The 16,679-nt window shown below is 63.3% G+C and carries 11 protein-coding genes; 4 read left to right on the forward strand and 7 right to left on the reverse strand.

The genetic code is table 11. The features are described from left to right. Window position 1: 1 nt before the first annotated feature. The 3 genes from IRT45_RS31035 to IRT45_RS31045 all read right to left on the reverse strand — a co-directional run bounded on the left by IRT45_RS31035 (window position 2) and on the right by IRT45_RS31045 (window position 7,260). Window positions 2–1,822: a UvrD-helicase domain-containing protein gene (locus IRT45_RS31035; RefSeq protein ID WP_309241230.1), complete on the reverse strand. Its 1,821-nt coding sequence runs from the start codon at window positions 1,820–1,822 to the stop codon at window positions 2–4. 447 nt (window positions 1,823–2,269) lie between these two features. Further along, window positions 2,270–6,934: a DEAD/DEAH box helicase gene (locus IRT45_RS31040; protein ID WP_228535603.1), complete on the reverse strand. Its 4,665-nt coding sequence runs from the start codon at window positions 6,932–6,934 to the stop codon at window positions 2,270–2,272. An 86-nt stretch (window positions 6,935–7,020) separates the two neighbouring features. Then, entirely contained in the window at window positions 7,021–7,260 is a 240-nt protein-coding gene (locus tag IRT45_RS31045) for a hypothetical protein (protein ID WP_194809360.1), read from the reverse strand. Between the two features lie 600 nt (window positions 7,261–7,860). On the opposite strand from IRT45_RS31045, the gene IRT45_RS31050 reads away from it, so the two are divergent. Together IRT45_RS31050 and IRT45_RS31055 are read left to right on the forward strand one after the other, a co-directional pair. Further along, window positions 7,861–8,853, forward strand: a complete 993-nt coding sequence (locus IRT45_RS31050) for a DNA cytosine methyltransferase (RefSeq protein WP_194809361.1) — start codon at window positions 7,861–7,863, stop codon at window positions 8,851–8,853. Between the two features lie 31 nt (window positions 8,854–8,884). Beyond that, window positions 8,885–10,063, forward strand: coding sequence for a DNA cytosine methyltransferase (locus IRT45_RS31055; RefSeq protein WP_309241231.1), 1,179 nt, complete (start codon window positions 8,885–8,887; stop codon window positions 10,061–10,063). Window positions 10,064–10,311: 248 nt separating this feature from the next. Here IRT45_RS31055 and IRT45_RS37270 read toward each other — a convergent pair whose 3' ends face one another. From IRT45_RS37270 to IRT45_RS31075, 4 genes are all read right to left on the reverse strand, one after another. Further along, a complete protein-coding gene (locus IRT45_RS37270) occupies window positions 10,312–10,503 on the reverse strand; it encodes a transposase family protein (protein WP_309241232.1) in 192 nt (63 codons plus the stop codon). A 1,050-nt stretch (window positions 10,504–11,553) separates the two neighbouring features. Further along, window positions 11,554–11,811, reverse strand: coding sequence for a hypothetical protein (locus IRT45_RS31065; protein WP_194809363.1), 258 nt, complete (start codon window positions 11,809–11,811; stop codon window positions 11,554–11,556). Window positions 11,812–12,020: 209 nt separating this feature from the next. After that, the gene (locus IRT45_RS31070; protein ID WP_228535605.1) at window positions 12,021–12,818 is read right to left on the reverse strand and encodes a DUF1460 domain-containing protein; all 798 of its coding nucleotides are present in this window, start codon (window positions 12,816–12,818) and stop codon (window positions 12,021–12,023) included. A gap of 78 nt (window positions 12,819–12,896) precedes the next feature. Next, window positions 12,897–14,567 (reverse strand): tetratricopeptide repeat protein, encoded by a 1,671-nt coding sequence (locus IRT45_RS31075; protein ID WP_194809365.1) that lies wholly within the window; start codon window positions 14,565–14,567, stop codon window positions 12,897–12,899. A 310-nt stretch (window positions 14,568–14,877) separates the two neighbouring features. On the opposite strand from IRT45_RS31075, the gene IRT45_RS31080 reads away from it, so the two are divergent. Together IRT45_RS31080 and IRT45_RS31085 are read left to right on the forward strand one after the other, a co-directional pair. After that, window positions 14,878–15,648, forward strand: coding sequence for an SDR family NAD(P)-dependent oxidoreductase (locus tag IRT45_RS31080; RefSeq protein ID WP_194809366.1), 771 nt, complete (start codon window positions 14,878–14,880; stop codon window positions 15,646–15,648). 18 nt (window positions 15,649–15,666) lie between these two features. Then, window positions 15,667–16,503, forward strand: coding sequence for an enoyl-CoA hydratase/isomerase family protein (locus IRT45_RS31085; protein ID WP_194809367.1), 837 nt, complete (start codon window positions 15,667–15,669; stop codon window positions 16,501–16,503). The last annotated feature ends 176 nt before the right edge of the window (window positions 16,504–16,679 follow it).

A 16,679-nucleotide genomic window follows, 5' to 3' on the forward strand; every position in this document is an offset into this window, starting at 1 on the left:
TTCACGAGATCTCCTCCATGATCGACCAATCCGGCTGTGCCAGACCGACAATTCGGGGTGCGAGCCAGAGCCCACACGAACCCACGTCGGCGTCCCGCGACTTACGGGGGTCTCCGCCCACGGTCTCCACCGATACCAACGACATTCCCGACAGGATCGCAGGCCACGACCCACCGCGCAGACCGAACGCTTTCACGAAAGCTTCGTTGAACGAGTCGCTGGTGCGCCCGACCGATCGTCCGTCCTCGGTCGTGAGGAGATACGAAGGCAGCTCGGAGGTCGACTGCTCGGTGTCCAGGCTCGCCAACACCCGGGCACCGACGAGGTCGTCCGCACCGAGCGTTTCCTGGACGGTCATCGCATCGAATCCCTCGACATAAGCCGGGAAGTCCACTGCGACGTCCGTGTACTGGAACTCGACGGCCCGCGTCCGTTTCGTCTTCGGATTCCGATTCGGCACGCGTTCAAGGAGCCGGCCAGGAAGCCAGTGCATCTCCTTGTAGACCGCATACGTGCGCGGCAGTTCGCAGAGGAAGATCTTTTCCCGCGCCCTGCTCAAGGCAACGTACTGTGCACGCACCGACGCCCACGCGTCCTCATCGTCTCGTTCATATGACCGATCAACGATGAACACTCGGTCGAACTCGAGTCCCTTCGCTCGATGGACGGTCGAGACGATGACGTTGCTCAAATCGGGCTCGGTCAAGGTCAGGGGAACGGTGCCCGACGTGACCAGGTTCCTGATGCGCGAGATGTTGAGGGCGTCGCCGGTGGAGCGCCGTGAGTTCTCGGCAGACTTCAGCAGGTACCAGGCGTCCTCGCCGATCTCCTTGCCGAGCACCTGCTCCAACGCCTCCTCGGCTTCCGACCGTCGGACGTCCGGACCGTCGAGAGGCCCGAGTGCCTGTGCGATCCACCGCGCGGCACCGAAGTCCTGCGCGCGACGCCGGACGGCATGCGCGATTCCGTTGTTGTTCAGGTACTTCGACACTCGGAGGACCTCACCGTTCGTCGTACACAGCACCGCCGTGCGCACGCCCTTGAAACGGAGCATGTCCGCCCATTCTTCGATGTCCTCGAACAGTGGCAGGTCCTCGACGAACTCGTCGAGCACGCGCTGAGCTTCATGCGCATCAGTCAGGCCACGTAGCCGGTCCCCCAGCTCGACGACCTTTTTCGGTTGCTTTCCCCGTGCGCGGTAGTTCCGACCCAAGCTCAGCGTCGCGGTACCGAACTCGTCCTTCAATGCGGCGAAGACGTCGCTCGAAGAGGTCTTGCTCTGCGACTCCGCCAACTGAAAGTCGTAGATTCCCTGGAGCGGGTCCCCGAGCACCGTGAGCCCTGCATCGGGATCCAGCCTGCGCAAGATCGCGAGCACGAAGTCCGCGCGGTCGCCGACGAGGTCCTGCACCTCGTCGATCACGACATGACGGAGGTCCTCGACCTCGAACGGCGTCTCCTCCGCTTTCTCCAGGATCTTGGTGGCCTGTCGGATGCGCGCCTCAAAATTCCCCGCCGGTTCCACGTCCGCGCCGATCAGGATTTGACCCGCGAAGGAGTCGAACGTGCGTACGTTCGCCGCTGCCACTTCCCGTAGGTCGAGACGCGTCCGGACGGCGGTCACCGCCGCCCGCGAGAAGCTCAGCACCAGGATCTCCGTCGACGCGGAGAGGTACTCCTCCTCGACAAGGTGACCGATCCGCGCGGCCACCACCTCTGTCTTGCCCTGTCCGGCTCCCGCGATCACGAGGAGTCGCCGGTCACCAGGGGACTCGACGACCTCCCGCTGAGCATCGTCGAGCTCCAACGGCGCATTCACCACGACGTCTCCATCACCTCGATCGATCGGGAGATGGACTCGGTCGTGTAGCCGCATCTCACGCCGCCGAGGTCGACCGTCGATCCTTCGTCGCCGGATTCCACATATGTTCTCCTACGCACCGACAGAAGTCGCATCCGAGGGGCAATCTCACGCCCGACGCATGACGCGACAGCGGCGCGCTCAGCTGACAAGCAACCCCGTCGCGCCGCGGTCACGGCAGATGATCGCATCATTCAGTCTCCTCGTCGGCCGCACAACTGTGACTCCGTGTCCACGTAAAACGAGGCGGCAGAACACCTCTGACGTCGGGCACCGAGCCCACGAACATTGCCACATCAGCGTCGCCAGCGCAGTCGTTCAACCGATCTACACGTCGCTCGATGCCACCACATCGAAGACAACGTCACCCCTCGTCGGTCGATGAGTCCACCCCGGGGCGCTGGGCTGTCAGGCGGTGTCGGTCGCGCCCTCCGTATCGATCTCGCTCTCGATGATCTCCTTGAGACTGTCGAAGACGATGCTGTCCTCGAACTCGACGAGGTTGTCGAGAACGTTGACGATCAGTACTTCGTCACTACCACCGTTCTTCGGACCTCGAAGGCCGCGACCGACCATCTGCATGTACCGGACCTCGCTGCTGGTCGGTCTGGTGATATAGACGGCACGGGTTGCAGGCGCATCGAAGCCCTGCGACAGCACCGCATAGTTGGTGAGCACACGGAGAGCACCGGACTTGAACCGCTCGATCGCCGACCGCCTGTCTTCCGGACTGGTGTCCTGGTCGATCGAGGCCGCCGGCCTGCCGGACAGGGTGAGCAAGGTGGCGATCGTCTGCGCACTCTCGACAGAAGCCGCGAAGACGACGATCGGCCAGTCGTCAGGTTTGCTGAGAATCGACTCGATGATCGTTCGCGTCCGATCCTCGTCCCGCCCGAGTCGTCTCGCCGCATCGCCCGGGAGCCAGTACTTTTCGCGGAAGTGCTGGATTTCGTGCTCCGCCAGCTCGACCGACACGCCTTTGAGGATTTCGATGCTCGCGCGGGCGAGGATCCGATCCCGCTGCAGGCGCACCTGCGGATGTTCGTTGCCGAAAACCCCCTCATCGAGCAGATTCTCGTCGAACCTGCGCAGCAGGCGGTGTGTCTCGTCACTGTCACGCTTCCCGCGGAACGGTGTCGCCGTCAGCCCGAGCAGGAGCTTGTCGCGCTGCGCGTGACCGCGTCCCGTCCATTCCAGGATCTTCGTGTACGACGCGTGGAGCGCGCCGTGCGCCTCGTCGATGACCACCAGGGGGCAGGCGGCCAACCAGGCATAGTCCGCCTTTTCTACCGCGCGGCTCATCACCTTCTGCCAACTGGCCACCACGACCTGGACCCCGCCGCGCTCCTCTTCGGTCTCATAGTTCGCCCAGAACCGGCTCAGCACCAATTGGGTGTCCTGCCGCCCCTTCGCACGCCACAGGTACGACCACGCGTCGATCGCCTGTTCGCACAGCTCCTCTCCGTCGGCAAGCCACAACACGGGCCCCGAGAAGTGGCCGTCCGCGCCATCCAGCGACCCGCTTTCGATCGATTCGATGATCGTCTGGACCGCGACGCGCGTCTTCCCCGCACCGGTGGGAAGCGAGATGATCCCCCTCGAAGGCCCGTCGCCGGCCAGCATCGCACCGAGGCGCTTCGAGACAGTCTCCTGATAATCGTGGAGCGGCTTCAACTGTGTCGGACCGTCCACGTACTCGGTGGGCTTGTTGCGCTTCCGCGTCTTCTGCCCAGCCCACTCTTCGCCGAAACCCAGGTCCTGCACCCATTTGCGCGTGTCGTACGAACCGTGCCACGACTTCGGCGGCGTTCTCGGAAGGCCGTGCGGATCCACCTTGCAGGCACGCTCCAATGCCCGGATGCCGAGCATGGTGATGCACAGGCGCGCCAGATCTACCCCCGTCGGCTCTCCCGACCTCGAGTGGGCCAGGTAATCGAACGCATCCTTCGGTATCAGGGTCTTCAAACGGTCGTCGCCGGCGAACGCAAGCAGCCGCGACGCGTCGTCCGGGGCCTTTCTGATGCTGCGGATCAGCTTGGTGTTCCGCTTCCGCTCCATCCGGTCGAGAAGCGCATCCACACGTTTGTCCGTGGAATCCAACATCAACGTGCTCAAGACCTGCTTCAGCACATCTCTTTCATGGTTCCCGGTGACCAGCAGCACATTGCCGTTGCGCGCGCATGTGCAGCCCACACGCACCTCGGGTTGTCCCGGCACGGCAGCGACCTTGCTGATGGACAGGCACTTCTGCAGGGTCAGTTCTTCCGGGTCCTCGTCGAGTTCCAACTCGTCGAACACGTCGAACACGTCCGTCAGGCACACCGGTTCAGCGCTCGTCTCGTACGAATAGTCCACGGGCAGTTCATTGCCCGCGACGCATCCCCACAGTTCTGTGAGGTTGTAGACGTCATCTGCGCTGTCGACCGTCACGCACGGGATGCCGAACGAGTCCAACTCGGCGGCGGACTCACGCGACATGACGATCGCCACGGTCGAACGCGGTGCCGTGCACCAGGTTCCGTTTCGGAGCACCCAGAGTTCCTCCGGCGCCGAATCCTGATGAGTGTGACACCACCATGCATAGATACGACCGACTCGCTCGACGTCGCCGCGACTGGCATGTACCTTTGCCAGCTCTTCGAACTCAGCCGGCGACAGCGACCCGATATCCCGCCTCAGCTGCAGCGCCGACTCCATGTCGCCGCTCAACACGAGTTGATTCAAACAGGGCAGAAGCCCCTCGAGTTCGTCGCTGTCGACGTCAGATGCAAACACACGGCCGATCGACATCGGTCCGAGCGTGGTGGGCAGCCGGCCATGTTGTCTCAGCCACCAGAGTTCCGGCGCAACGTATTGAGCCGCGCCGGTGGCCACGGAAGAGTGCGTGACACGCACACGAGGGGAGTGCATCTCCCCGAGTACGGCCACCGTCAAGGCCGTACAGTTCGTCGGGCTGAGGCGCGGAAGGTTCTCGAGCGGGCCCAACAAAGAATCGATCGACTCGATCCGAAGGTTCTCGCGTGCTTGTACACCGAGTTTCATGTACTCACCGACCGATGACTTTACCGCGGCACGATACTTCGCGACCCAGTGTTCATGGGCGTGCGCCGGGCTGCGGAACGGCCTACCCCGCACCCCGAGCAGTGCCAGGATCTCCCCGTCGGCCGCGTGGTAACCACTGTCGACCAGAAACTCGCCGTCCTCCTTCAGCGGTTTGAGACTGCCCCCGGCCGTCATGAGATCTGCCGGGAGAACCCATTTCCCGCGGCCGTCTTTCACGTGGACGAGTTGTGCAGCGTGCCCGTCCAGCACCTGTTCGAACGCTTCACCCACGCGGCGTTCACCAGACCCTCGCATGGCAATCCAGATGCGGTCCCAATCGACATCCGTGGTCTTACGCAGGTCCGCGAGCAGCTGAAGCATTTCGCCACCGTCCTCGAACGGTGTGATGCCGAGGTGCTTCAGCGCATCGAGCGCACCGATGCGCGTCACGACGTCCTCGTGGACGAACACCGCACCATCTTGTTCGGCGCTCGTCCGGATGAAACAACGCCCGGGCGCCGGCTGCTGCAACGTCCCGTTTTCGAGCAGGACGATCTTGGCCTCACGTGCGTCGAGCTCCATGTTGGAACCCATCGCCACGAGGCTGGCTGCAAGCTCGATCGCCACAGCGGACGCCTCCGGGTTCGGCTCGGCGACGACGTCTTCGAGCCAGTTGAGCACCCGACCGGTCTTTGCCAGGTTTTCCTGCATCAGGCGATCAACCTTCGACCGCCGCTCAGAACTCGTCGTGCAGTCCGGGTGTACCCATGAGGCCCTGTTGCCCACCACCTGGGTCCATTTGTCGGTAAGCCCAGTAACGCTGTCCGGCACGCGCTTCAGAGAGTTCGGTGAACGCATCACGCCATCGAGGTCCGGTAGACAACGCGCATCTCGTAGCGCGTTGTAGACCGGCTCGTTGAGCACCGAATCCGCCCAGCTCCGGTTCTCTTTCCCGCGGGCCGGAAGCACGTCGATGTAGCGACCAAAACTCCCGCCCGCCACTAGTTCTCGTCGGGATTCGACAACTAACTTCGGCAACACCGTAGTAAGGATTTCGTAGTTGAAGGCGCACTCGATCACATTGATTCTGTCGTCGGAGAGCTTCCAGGGCGCATTGACCCGACCGCTCAGGGTGATGTCCGACTTCACAGGGAAGAACGCACTCAGCTGGCCGATTCCCACCCGACCGGTGACCGGTACAGCCCAGCTCACCTGTACCGAGTCGCGCCGTGCGGCGTGACCGGCGGACTCCAACGCGGCTTCGGATGGCAAGTGGTCACACGAGATCACCAGCCATTCGCGGTCTCCCTCTTCCGTCGTGAGCGTGACTCGGTTACCCAGTTTTCGGGCTTTGAAATGGCGCTCTTCACCCGCGATGTCATTACGCAAATCGAGCTGGCGGACGTGGGGCGCGAACAAGTTGAAGGACTCGTCGAATTCGGCGATCTCCTCTGCCAGCTGCCCTGACGTGCCCGGCTTGAGTGGAATCTTGACGATTGTGGTGGCCCAGCTCGACAGATCAGCCAAAACAGCGTCCGAGTGCAACTCCCTCGTCGAGTCGACGATCGCCCACGCCAGGCGAAGTGAGGGCACCTCTTCGGGCGTGAAATGCCGGCCCAGCTCATCGGAGAGTTCCGTAGCGGTCTGCGCCCTGCTGAACTCGAAAGAAACGGATCGACTGAAGATCTGCGGGCCATCTGAGATTCCGCTGATCGACTTGAAGCCCAAGCCGAATCGTCCGATCTCCGCACCCGTCTTGTTCGACAGGTGGGTGTACAGCAGAGCCCGAACACCGGTGTCCTCGAACGGTCGGCCTTCGTTCGCCACATAGAGCGCATCGCTGGTAAGCACGACCTGAATGCGTCCCGGGGAGCCCTGCAGAGCATCTGCCGCGTTCTGAATGAGCTCTTGGATCTGCTTGCGACCGTATCCGCCTTCAGCGATCCCGCGTTCTTTGCCGGCGTCTTCTTCCACGCGATTCGAGTCCTGTTTGTAAACCGCGATACAGCGCGCGTGGAAATCGTCCACCATCCCGACCAACGCCTGGTCAGGGTTTCCCCAAGACTCGCCTGTCACCGTATTCCTCCGCTTCATAGCCCATCGGTCCGAGGCCGCCGTCAGTCCAACTTGTGGTCGGGATGCAGACCGGCATACCAGGTCTCGTAGTTGTCGATAACGACCGCTCGAGGCCCCTGCAGCTCCTTGATGCGGACCATGTCGGCGTCGTACCGCTCGAGAATCCGCTTGATGATGTCCTCCGGCGCCAGCAACGACAGTTTCTTGACCGCTTCCGCCGGTGTGTACTTGTCCAAGATCGACTTGAACACGTCGTACTGATCATCGATCAGATCGTCCACCCGACACTCCCTGCCACTCACGTCACGCCGCATCCACCGACGCGGCCCGCTGGCGATTCAGGCTGTCCCTCGCGGGGCGCGTACTCCGGTGCTCTCTCCAACGGGAATAGTACAAACGAAGCATTGCGTTACGGTCTCTCTCGCTGTGTGGGACCCGGCGCACCCCCAAAGGCCGAGGGCGGCATATTCCACCAGGTCAACGCATCCCAATGCCGGTCGCCAGCGGCTCGGTTGAGCGAGTCGATTCCGCAACACACAACCTGGGAACACATTTGGACGTCGGTCTGTGCCCGGTAGTGCCGGTGGTGAGGTGCCGGCGACTCGAGCCGGTGGTGCCCGTCAGTGGTGGCGCCGCTCGAAGAACTACAAGCGGGGCCGACCAGGTGGGAGACAAGCAGCCGCTCCGGACGCAGGGCCGTGGGATGGAATGGAATGGCGTCCTGGTAGCAACAGGCCGACGGGTTGATGCAGAGCCGAGCAAGTGCCGGAATCAGCTGTGCGCCAAACGGTTCACGACTTCCACGATGCGTTGGACCCAATCTGATGCCGGAACTTCGCTATCCTGAATCTCAACGCGCACGGCGGTTAGAAGGGGCATCGATGAAAGACGTCGGTCAGCGCCTGCGCTCATTGGAAGTATGTGCCGGAGCAGGCGGGATGGCGCTCGGTCTGGAGCAGGCAGGTTTCGATCCGGTTGCTCTGGTGGACAATCGAAATGTCGCCTGCGCCACACTGCGGGCGAACCGACCGAAATGGGTTGTTGTCGAGAGGGACCTGCTGACAATCGATCCGCAGACCGATCTGCCGCTGGACGGTGATCTGGACCTGCTGTCGGCCGGCTTGCCGAGGGTGCGATCTTCGGCAACAACGTCACGCACCAGGGGCGACAACCTGGAACTCGAACTACTCGAAACCGTCGGGCGTTGGGTCGGGAAGCTTCGTCCGCGGGCCGTGCTGTTGGAGAACGTCCCCGACCTGGTATCTCGCTCCGGGTATGCCGAAAGCCGTTCGTATGTAGAGAAATATCTCGACGCGGCTGGCTACCAGTTCAGTTGGCGTGTGGTGAACGCCTGCTATTTCGGTGTGCCACAGCACCGGGAACTCGGGATACTCGTCGCTTTCCGGGACGGCGGGCTCAGCGAGTTCGACGCTGGACTGGATGCAGTGCTACCGACACCACACTTGTCGGTCGGCGCCGTTCTCCGGACATCGATGGCCGCTCGAGGTTGGTTGCAAGCCAATGAATGGGCGACGTTTGCCGATAGGCTCGCCCCGACCATCGTCGGTGGTTCCTGGGACCGCGGTGGCGCAGATCTGGGCCCTGCGGGGTCGCAGCGAGCTTGGGCGCGGTTGGGTGTCGAGGGAAAATCACTGGCCGATGCCCCTCCTGCGCCCGACTTCCAATGGAACCCCCAGTTCGCCGAAAGAAAGGTGCGCCTTACGGTCGGGCAAATCGCTGAGCTGCAAGCGTTCCCTGGCTACTGGCAGATCTGCGGACAGAAGACAGCTCGCTATCGTCAGATCGGGAATGCTACGCCTCCGCCCGCGGCCCAAGCCTTGGGACGAGCAGTGCGTACCGGATTGGGTTGCTGAAGACCTCGGCCCAGCTGGCTATGCTCCATTGGTGCCGAGCGAAGACCTGACCGACGCCAAAGAACGTGCCGACACTGTCGACCTGTTCGCGGGCCCCGGCGGTCTCGATGTTGCCGCGCGATGGCTCGGCCGCGAGGTGTACGGTCTCGAATGGGATATCGACGCCTGCCGCACCCGAAAGGCCGCAGGCCTCAACTTCGAACGTCACGATGTGCGCGATCTCGGTCCGGAAAACTTCCCTGCCGCAACGATGTTGATGGGCGGTCCGCCCTGCCAAACCTTCACTGTCGCGGGGAACGGAGCAGGCCGGCGAGCCCTGGACACGGTGCTGAAGTTCATCATTGCGATGGCGGCCGGAGAATCGGTCCAGGAAGAACTGGCGCAGTTGGAAGACGAACGCACCGGCCTGGTTCTGGAACCGTTGCGCTGGGCGCTGCGAGCAGCCGAACTCGGTCGTCCGTACCGGACGATCGTGCTGGAGCAAGTCCCCGCAGTCCTCCCGGTGTGGGAGGCGATGGCAGAAGTGCTGCGAGACAAACTGCAGTACCGAGTCCAGACCAAAGTGCTGCACACCGAGATGTACGGAGTACCGCAGACCCGCCGTCGCGCGGTTCTCATCGCTTCGATCGACGGGACACGGCCGATGCCACAGCCGACCCATCAAATTTACCGTAAAGCTGGGCTGCGGCCCACAGACAACCATCGGTTACCGAAGTGGAAAACCATGGCCGACGCCCTTCCGGATAGACGCGAAACCTTTCGGGTGATCTCGAACTATGGCACAGGCGGGGACCCCAAGCTGCGTGGCGTTCGCAAATCAGATCAACCGTCCGCGACGGTCACCGGCAAAATCTCCCGGAACAAGGTCGTCACGAACGGGCAGACGGATAGGTTCAAAGATGCGGAAGCCGGCCGCCTGCAAAGCTTTCCATTGGACTACCCATGGCAAGAAGGAGCGGTTGCGCAGCAAATCGGCAACGCCGTTCCGCCGATCTTTGGGCTTCATGTCCTCTCGGCCGCACTCGGGTGCCAAGTCACCAGAGAGCAGGCCGATAAGATATTCGAATTGGAGTGGGCCGACGTGCAATGTAAGAAGCCAGAAAAACTTCCCGCCGTTGTAGCGGAACTTCACGAACGCATCCGGTCCGGAGCCGGTAACGCCGCAGCGCTTCGGGACGACGGCGTCGATGAGTACGTCATGGACCAATGAGGCTTATTCGGCGGCGTCGGTGACATAGCAGTCCAGTGGTGTCAGTGATGGTTTCCTCGAAGGTTGCCTGGGGGCGGCGGTAGTCGGTATGGAGGATGCGCCATGGTTTCCAGGTGGGCGATGACGCGTTCGACGACCGTGCAGCCCGTTGACGTCGGAGTCGTAGTGGGCGTCGGATTCGGGCAGGTCGCGGCCTTTCGGTTTCTTGACTCGTGTGATCATCCCGGAGCCTTGATATCCCCTGTCCTTCAGCAGTTTCGAGGGCCGAGTCCGTCGAGCAGCCTGGATGCGGCCAGTGCCGCCACGTCGTGGTCGCGGCCATCGACGGGGCCGGAGATCCAGATTGGGTTGCCCTCCAGATCGTAGAGGACCTGCACGTTCAGGCCCGTCGTCTTGTGCTTGCTGGAGAATAATTGCCGATGGTGGCCCAGGTCCAGCACTGCAGCAGGGTGCCGTCGAGGATGTAGCTGGCAGCCGGTCGATCGTCGGCGACAGGTATCTGCTCGGCGAGCGCAGTGCCGATAAATGGCGTGATCGCCGTAATTGCCCGGCTGGCGGTGGGCCGCGAGGCGCCGAAGGATTCAGTTCATGCTGGACCCGGTTGCTTCGCAGGTAGGCCAGGGTTACACACACGCTGCGGCGCAGCCCAGGCTCGGTGGCCACGTCCGTATCGCTTCGCATCCGCGGTGGATGATCGCGACCAGGTCGGTGATCTCGTTGGTGGTGAAGCCGATAGTATGGCACATGCGCTGCGGTCTTCGTCTGCGGAACCTTTTGTAGCAGAATGATTTCGCGGTGCGCAGGGGCGCCACCCGCGCTGCGACACAACTCCTGTGACCGTTACGTCCGCCTCTAGGAATCGGTAACCGAACGTTGCGGAGCCAGCGGGCGAGCAGCCATCCCGAGCACGGTCGAAGGCCACACTCAAGCCGCTGAGTAAGCGGCCTTCATTCTGCGCCGCCATCAACAACTCGCTTTTCGTCAGCAGACAGCGCGCACCCGTTGCCACCAGAACTAGCGACCGATGTGGGAACGGACTGCCATCCAGCGAAGAACTCGGAAGGGCGCTCCAAGGTCGGCAGCACCCGGTACCCCTGACCCAGTGCCCATCTTGGGAGATCGAGGAGATCAGACATCCGGGCCATCCTGCAAAATGCCCGCTACCAGCCAAACTCACGCCCGGTCCAAGGCAGGCGTACTCCGCATTTCATTCTTGGGCGGGGCTCACCACTGGTCCAGACTATACCGAGAACCGCTGTGCAGTGGACGATTCCGAGCACCACAGCCGATCGAGCGGACGACGAAGAGACCAAATACAGAGGGTGCCAATCGCTTTCGCGGTCCCACCTCGCTGCAGCACGTCGGTCAGACAGTCGGCAATACCGCCTTCGAAGAAGCGAAGACGGTGCACCCCAATCCGTGCAGATTCGCCACCACCGACCGTCCTCCACGTCTGCCGGTCGTAGAAACTTGTCAGCGGCCCGAACCGGTCAGAAGTCGAGTCCTGACCACGGGATGATGATCGGCAAGGGGAATTCGAATCGGATTCCGTCGTCGTCTGCTGGTGTCCACTCTCCCGCGAGGAGGTAATTGGTCGAGCGGAGGGGACGCACGCCTACCGGGAGCTTTCCGTGTCCGGTTTCCAGGGCGTAAGCACGAACCGTGGCGATCGCGCTGTTCTCTCGGGCTAGCGTGACTTTCCAGTACTTAATGCCTGCGGTCGCATAGCGGCGTTTCTTGATCTCCACATCGGATTGCGTGTTCGACGGCGACAGGACTTCACCGACGAGGACAATGTCGGTGGAGCGGACATCCTGGTACGGCGATAGAAGGCAGTGATAGCCCGAGAACTCTGGGGTCAGGAAGTCGGATTTGCCTGGTATTTAGCCGATCCTGACGGTCAACTGTTCGAGATCGCGTGGGACTCTGGCGCGCCCAACGCCGAACGCTGAAGTAGTCAACGCGGGCGCAGCACCACGATGCCGGGGACGGTTTGCAAGTACTCGCCCAGCGGGGTGTCCACCACCTTGTTGTTGGCGGCGAGGGACGACGCGTTTCGGAAGAGCGGGCCTGACGGCGTCTTGATGAGGATTCCTACGTGGGTGACGTCGAGGCCGGGTTGGTCGGCGTAGGCGCCGATGTAGTCGCCGGTTCGGAGCCCGCTGATGACACCCTCGTCGACAGCTGCACTTGGGATGTAGGTGATGTCGCGGTCGACTACCGGGATGCCGGGCAAATAGACAGCTCCGTCACCCTTTGCGTTGAGGTGTTTGGGCACGGTGGTTGCGGCGGGTGTCAAACTCCCGGTGATGTCGGTGGCGGCGATGTCGGCGACTCGCGCCCAGTCGGTGAAGAAGTGTTTGCGGTGGGTGTAGTCGACTTGGGCGGCGGCGTAGCGGGTGTCGATCAGGTTGGCTTCGAAGCGGTTTCGGTCGGTGGTTCGGCTCAGGGCTTCTACGTAGTCGAGGAAGGTGAAGCAGTCCACCTGGCGGAAGTCGGCGACGAGCTGTTCGGGTTGGGTTGGCGAGCCGATGAGGGTGTTCGCGCCGTAGGGGGTGCCCAGGAATTGGCGGGACAGCAGGTCGAGTAGTTCACCTTTGCTGGCTCCGGTCGCGCCGGCGCGCAGTGCGACGAGTTCGTCGATGCGGTGGGAGGTGGTGTCGTCGATGGCGGCGTCGGCGCTTGCGCGTGTGGGCAGCAGGAGTGCCGCGGCGACGAGGACGAGCAGGACCGGCAGTATGCGGGTGGAGCGCAAGACACCTCCCGGGTGACGAGTGGAATGGCTGGTATCCACCGTAGACCAGTCGGCGGCCGCTCCGGACTGCTGTTCTGATCAGGGAAAGCCGATCGGAACGGGGCTCGTCACCGGAACGGGAGTAGGGCCGGGGTCGACCGCGGCGGCGGCTCTGTCACTCCAGATTTCGGCCGCGTCGACACGGCCGGCCATGGCGAGCACGTAGGCCAGGCAGGACATGGCGCCGGGGTGGCCGGCGTCGGCGGCTCTGCGCCACCATATTTCGGCCTCATCGGTTTGCCCTCGATGGTCAAGGATGCAGCCGAGGAGAAACATCGCTCTGGGATAGCTGGACTCGGCGGCGCTGCGGTACCAGGCTTCGGCTTCTATCATGCGGCCGGTTTTCTCCATCGCTACCGCCAAGTTGCACATAGCGACGGGACGTCCCGCCTCGGCGGCTTTGCGATACCACCACTCGCCCTCCTCGGGCCGGCCCGATTCCATCAACAGTCCGCCCAGGTTGGTCATCGCAAACGCTTCGCCCGCCTCAGCGGCTTTGCGGTACCAGGACTCGGCCTTCCCCACTTCGCCGGAGGCTTCGAGTAACAAGCCCAGGTTGAACATCGCGGCCACGTTCCCGGCCTCAGCGGCTTTTCGATACCAGGTCTCGGCCTCCCGTTGCCTACCTGCCTGCTGCATTGCGCAGGCCAGGTTGAACATCGAGGCCGGATGTCCGACTCCAGCGGCCCGCCGATACCAGGTTTCGGCGTCCTCCGACCTTCCCGACTCCTCCAACGTGATCGCCAAATTGAACATCGCCTTGGGATGCCCGGCATCGGCCGCCTTGCGCCACCAGGCTTCTGCCTCATCCGTCCCGCCCGAGTCATCCGCGAGCACACCGAGCCTGAACATCGCAGTGGGATGGTCGGCGTCGGCGGCTCGGCGGAACCAGAGCGCGGCCGGCTCGACCTTGCCGGCGTCCTCCAGAAGCAACCCCAGGTTGAACATCGCTATGGGCTCGCCGGTGTCGGCGGCTCGGCGGTACCAGGCCTCTCCTTGCTCGACTTGTCCCCGCTTCTCCAGCAGAACTCCCAGCGTGGTCATCGCGCCGGTGTGCCCGGCGTGGGCGGCCTTGCGGAACCACTCCTCGGCACATTCCGGACGTTCCGTCGCCTCGAGGAGTAGGGCAAGGTTGTTCATCGCCGTCAGGTGGCCGAGGTCTGCGGCGCGGCGAAACCATCTCTCGGCATCCGCCACCTGCCCTGTATCACGCAACCTCACCGCCAGGTTCGACATGGCGGTGGCGTTCCCGAGGTCTGCGGCGCGGCGAAACCACCTCTCGGCTTCGGGCGACCGACCCGTATCTTCCAGAAGCAGCCCGAGGTTGTTCATCGCGCCGGCGTGTTCGTTGTCGGCGGCGCGTCGGTACAAGGCTTCAGCCTCCTGGACACGCCCCTTGTCTTCAGCCGCGACGGCCCCGCTGAACAGGGCGGCGGCGGAAGCTGTCGACTCCTCTGCTCCAGTAGGCGCTGTGCCCGGAGGTTTCAGGGGCGCCCCCTCCACCCTTCGCACCGCGCGCATAACGCGCAGGGCCGCTGACTTCAACACGTGATCATGGGCCGCACCGGCATCGTCGAGATCCTCGGCCAGCGACGCCTTCTTGGCTTCAGAATCCGGCTTGCGTTCCACCGCCGAAACGTCGACGTCCGGATATCTGTCGGCGATCAATCGCTTCAAAGCACTGTAGGTGTCCGTGACCTGTTGTGCCACAGCGTTTTCAGAGCTCCCCGACGCTATCGCCGAGGCTACGAGCGTACTTACGAAGTTCATGTCGAGTCCTCCCGCCTCACCCCACGATCAGTATTGCCGAACCCACCGACAACTCCGCGGGACCGAGTCGCCCGGCATCGGTCTGCCGAAGGTGCCGGAACCTCGGACGGGGCCGACAGCGTGAGAACGTGGACCTGGGGCGGCGAGCCCTCGTCGTTCGGGACACGCCGCTCGACTCGCCTGATAGAACTGACTGCGACCGTCGTCAGTTCTGCTCGGCAGAGCGACACCCAGCAGAGAGGCCAACCCGGTGGACCGCAGCTCATTCCAGAAACTCTTCGACCTCAGCGGACGGACCGTGATCGTCACCGGCGGTACTCGGGGTATCGGGTTGGCGCTCGCCGAGGGGATGGCTTGTGCGGGGGCGAATGTTGTTGTCGCCAGTCGGAAGCCGGAGGCTTGTGAGAAGGCGGTGGAGCGGTTGCGGGAGTTGGGGGCCGAGGCTCTCGGGGTGCCGACCAATTTGGGGGAGATCGACGCGGTGCAGGCGTTGGTCGCGAAGACGGTGGAGACGTTCGGCGGGGTCGACATCGTGATCAACAACGCCGCGAATGCGCTGGCTCAGCCGTTGGAGGTCATGCAGAAGGCGGCGGTGGACAAGTCGTTCGCGGTGAATGTGCAGGGGCCGTTGTTTCTGGTGCAGGCGGCGCTGCCGTATCTGCGGAAGAGCAAGCATGCGGCGGTGTTGAACTTCGCGTCGATCGGGGCGTTCGGGTTCTCCGGCGGGCTGGCGATGTATTCGGCGGGGAAGGCGGCGTTGTTGTCGTTCACTCGCTCGATGGCCGCCGAATTCGCCGGCGACGGGATTCGGGTGAATGCCATCGCACCGGGTGCGGTGGATACCGATATGGTGCGCAACAACCCGCAGGAAGTGGTGGACGCGATGGCCGCGGCACCGTTGCTGCGGCGGCTCGGTGAGCCGGATGAGCTGGTCGGTCCGGCACTGCTGTTGTGTTCGGACGCAGGCAGTTTCATCACGGGACAGACGTTCGTCATCGACGGCGGCACCGTTGCGCGCTGAATCGCGAAGGAGGCAGGCATGTCCGCGTTGACTATCGACTATCGGTCCTCGGGTGTGGTGGTGCTGACCATCGACCGGCCGCACCGGCGCAATGCGCTGGACAATCAGACCGTCGCCGAATTGCATCGGGTACTCGATGAGGTGAACGGCAAGCCGGAGGTGCGTGCGCTGGTCATCACCGGTGCGGGGGCCGGGTTCTCCTCCGGTGCCGATCTGAAGTCGAAACCGGAGGATTTCACGGCCACCGGTGCGAGTCCGACCGCGGCGCTGCTGGGTGCGGCGCAGTCGCCGGTCGCGCGGATCTATGCCGGCCAGGAGTTGATGGCCTCGGCGTTCGAGAAGATCCATCGACTGCGGCAGCCGGTGATCGCGGCGGTCAACGGGGCCGCGGTCGGTGGTGGGTTCGCGCTCGCGCTGGCCTGCGATATCCGATACGCGAGTCGTACTGCTCGCTTCGGGGCGGTGTTCATCCGGCACGGGATCTCGGCCTGCGATATGGGGACCAGCTATCACCTGCCACGGTTGGTGGGCGCGTCACGGTCGGCCGAATTACTGCTAACCGGAAGGGTTTTCGATGCCGACGAGGCCGAGCGAATCGGGCTGGTCCTCGAGGTCGTCGGCGAGGACGAGCTGCTGGACCGGGCGATCGCCAAGGCGGAGGAGATCGCCGCCAACTCCCCGCTCGCGGTGTGGATGACCAAGGAGACGATGTGGCAGACGGTGGACGCGCCGAGTCTGCGCCACGCCCTCGACATCGAGAACCGGACGCAGGTGATGTGCAGCGCCACCGGGGAACTCGCCGAATCGTTCGGCGCGTTCCGCGACGGGGGCGAGTTCCGTTGGCGCCCATTGTGAACCGGTAACCATTCGCGACGAGCGCCCGAGAGGGTTCTCACCGGCTGTGCAGGCCACATCCGAGATTGAACCAGCACCGCGCCCGGGAAGACTGATGCTGTAACTCAGCAGCGGTATACGTTCTCCCGGACGGTGCTGCATCGTGAACTAATCGTGCAAACCTCGCCACTATTGCG

Origin of the sequence: Nocardia sp. BSTN01 (assembly GCF_015354405.1) — a bacterium.
Lineage (GTDB): Bacteria > Actinomycetota > Actinomycetes > Mycobacteriales > Mycobacteriaceae > Nocardia.

What these genes read in the sequence shown, in the direction of transcription:
- IRT45_RS31050 (WP_194809361.1), top strand. Translation starts at nt 7,861, where the DNA reads ATGAAAGACGTCGGTCAGCGCCTGCGCTCATTGGAAGTATGTGCCGGA.
- IRT45_RS31085 (WP_194809367.1), top strand. Translation starts at nt 15,667, where the DNA reads ATGTCCGCGTTGACTATCGACTATCGGTCCTCGGGTGTGGTGGTGCTG.
- IRT45_RS31040 (WP_228535603.1), bottom strand. Translation starts at nt 6,934, where the DNA reads ATGGTGGACGATTTCCACGCGCGCTGTATCGCGGTTTACAAACAGGAC.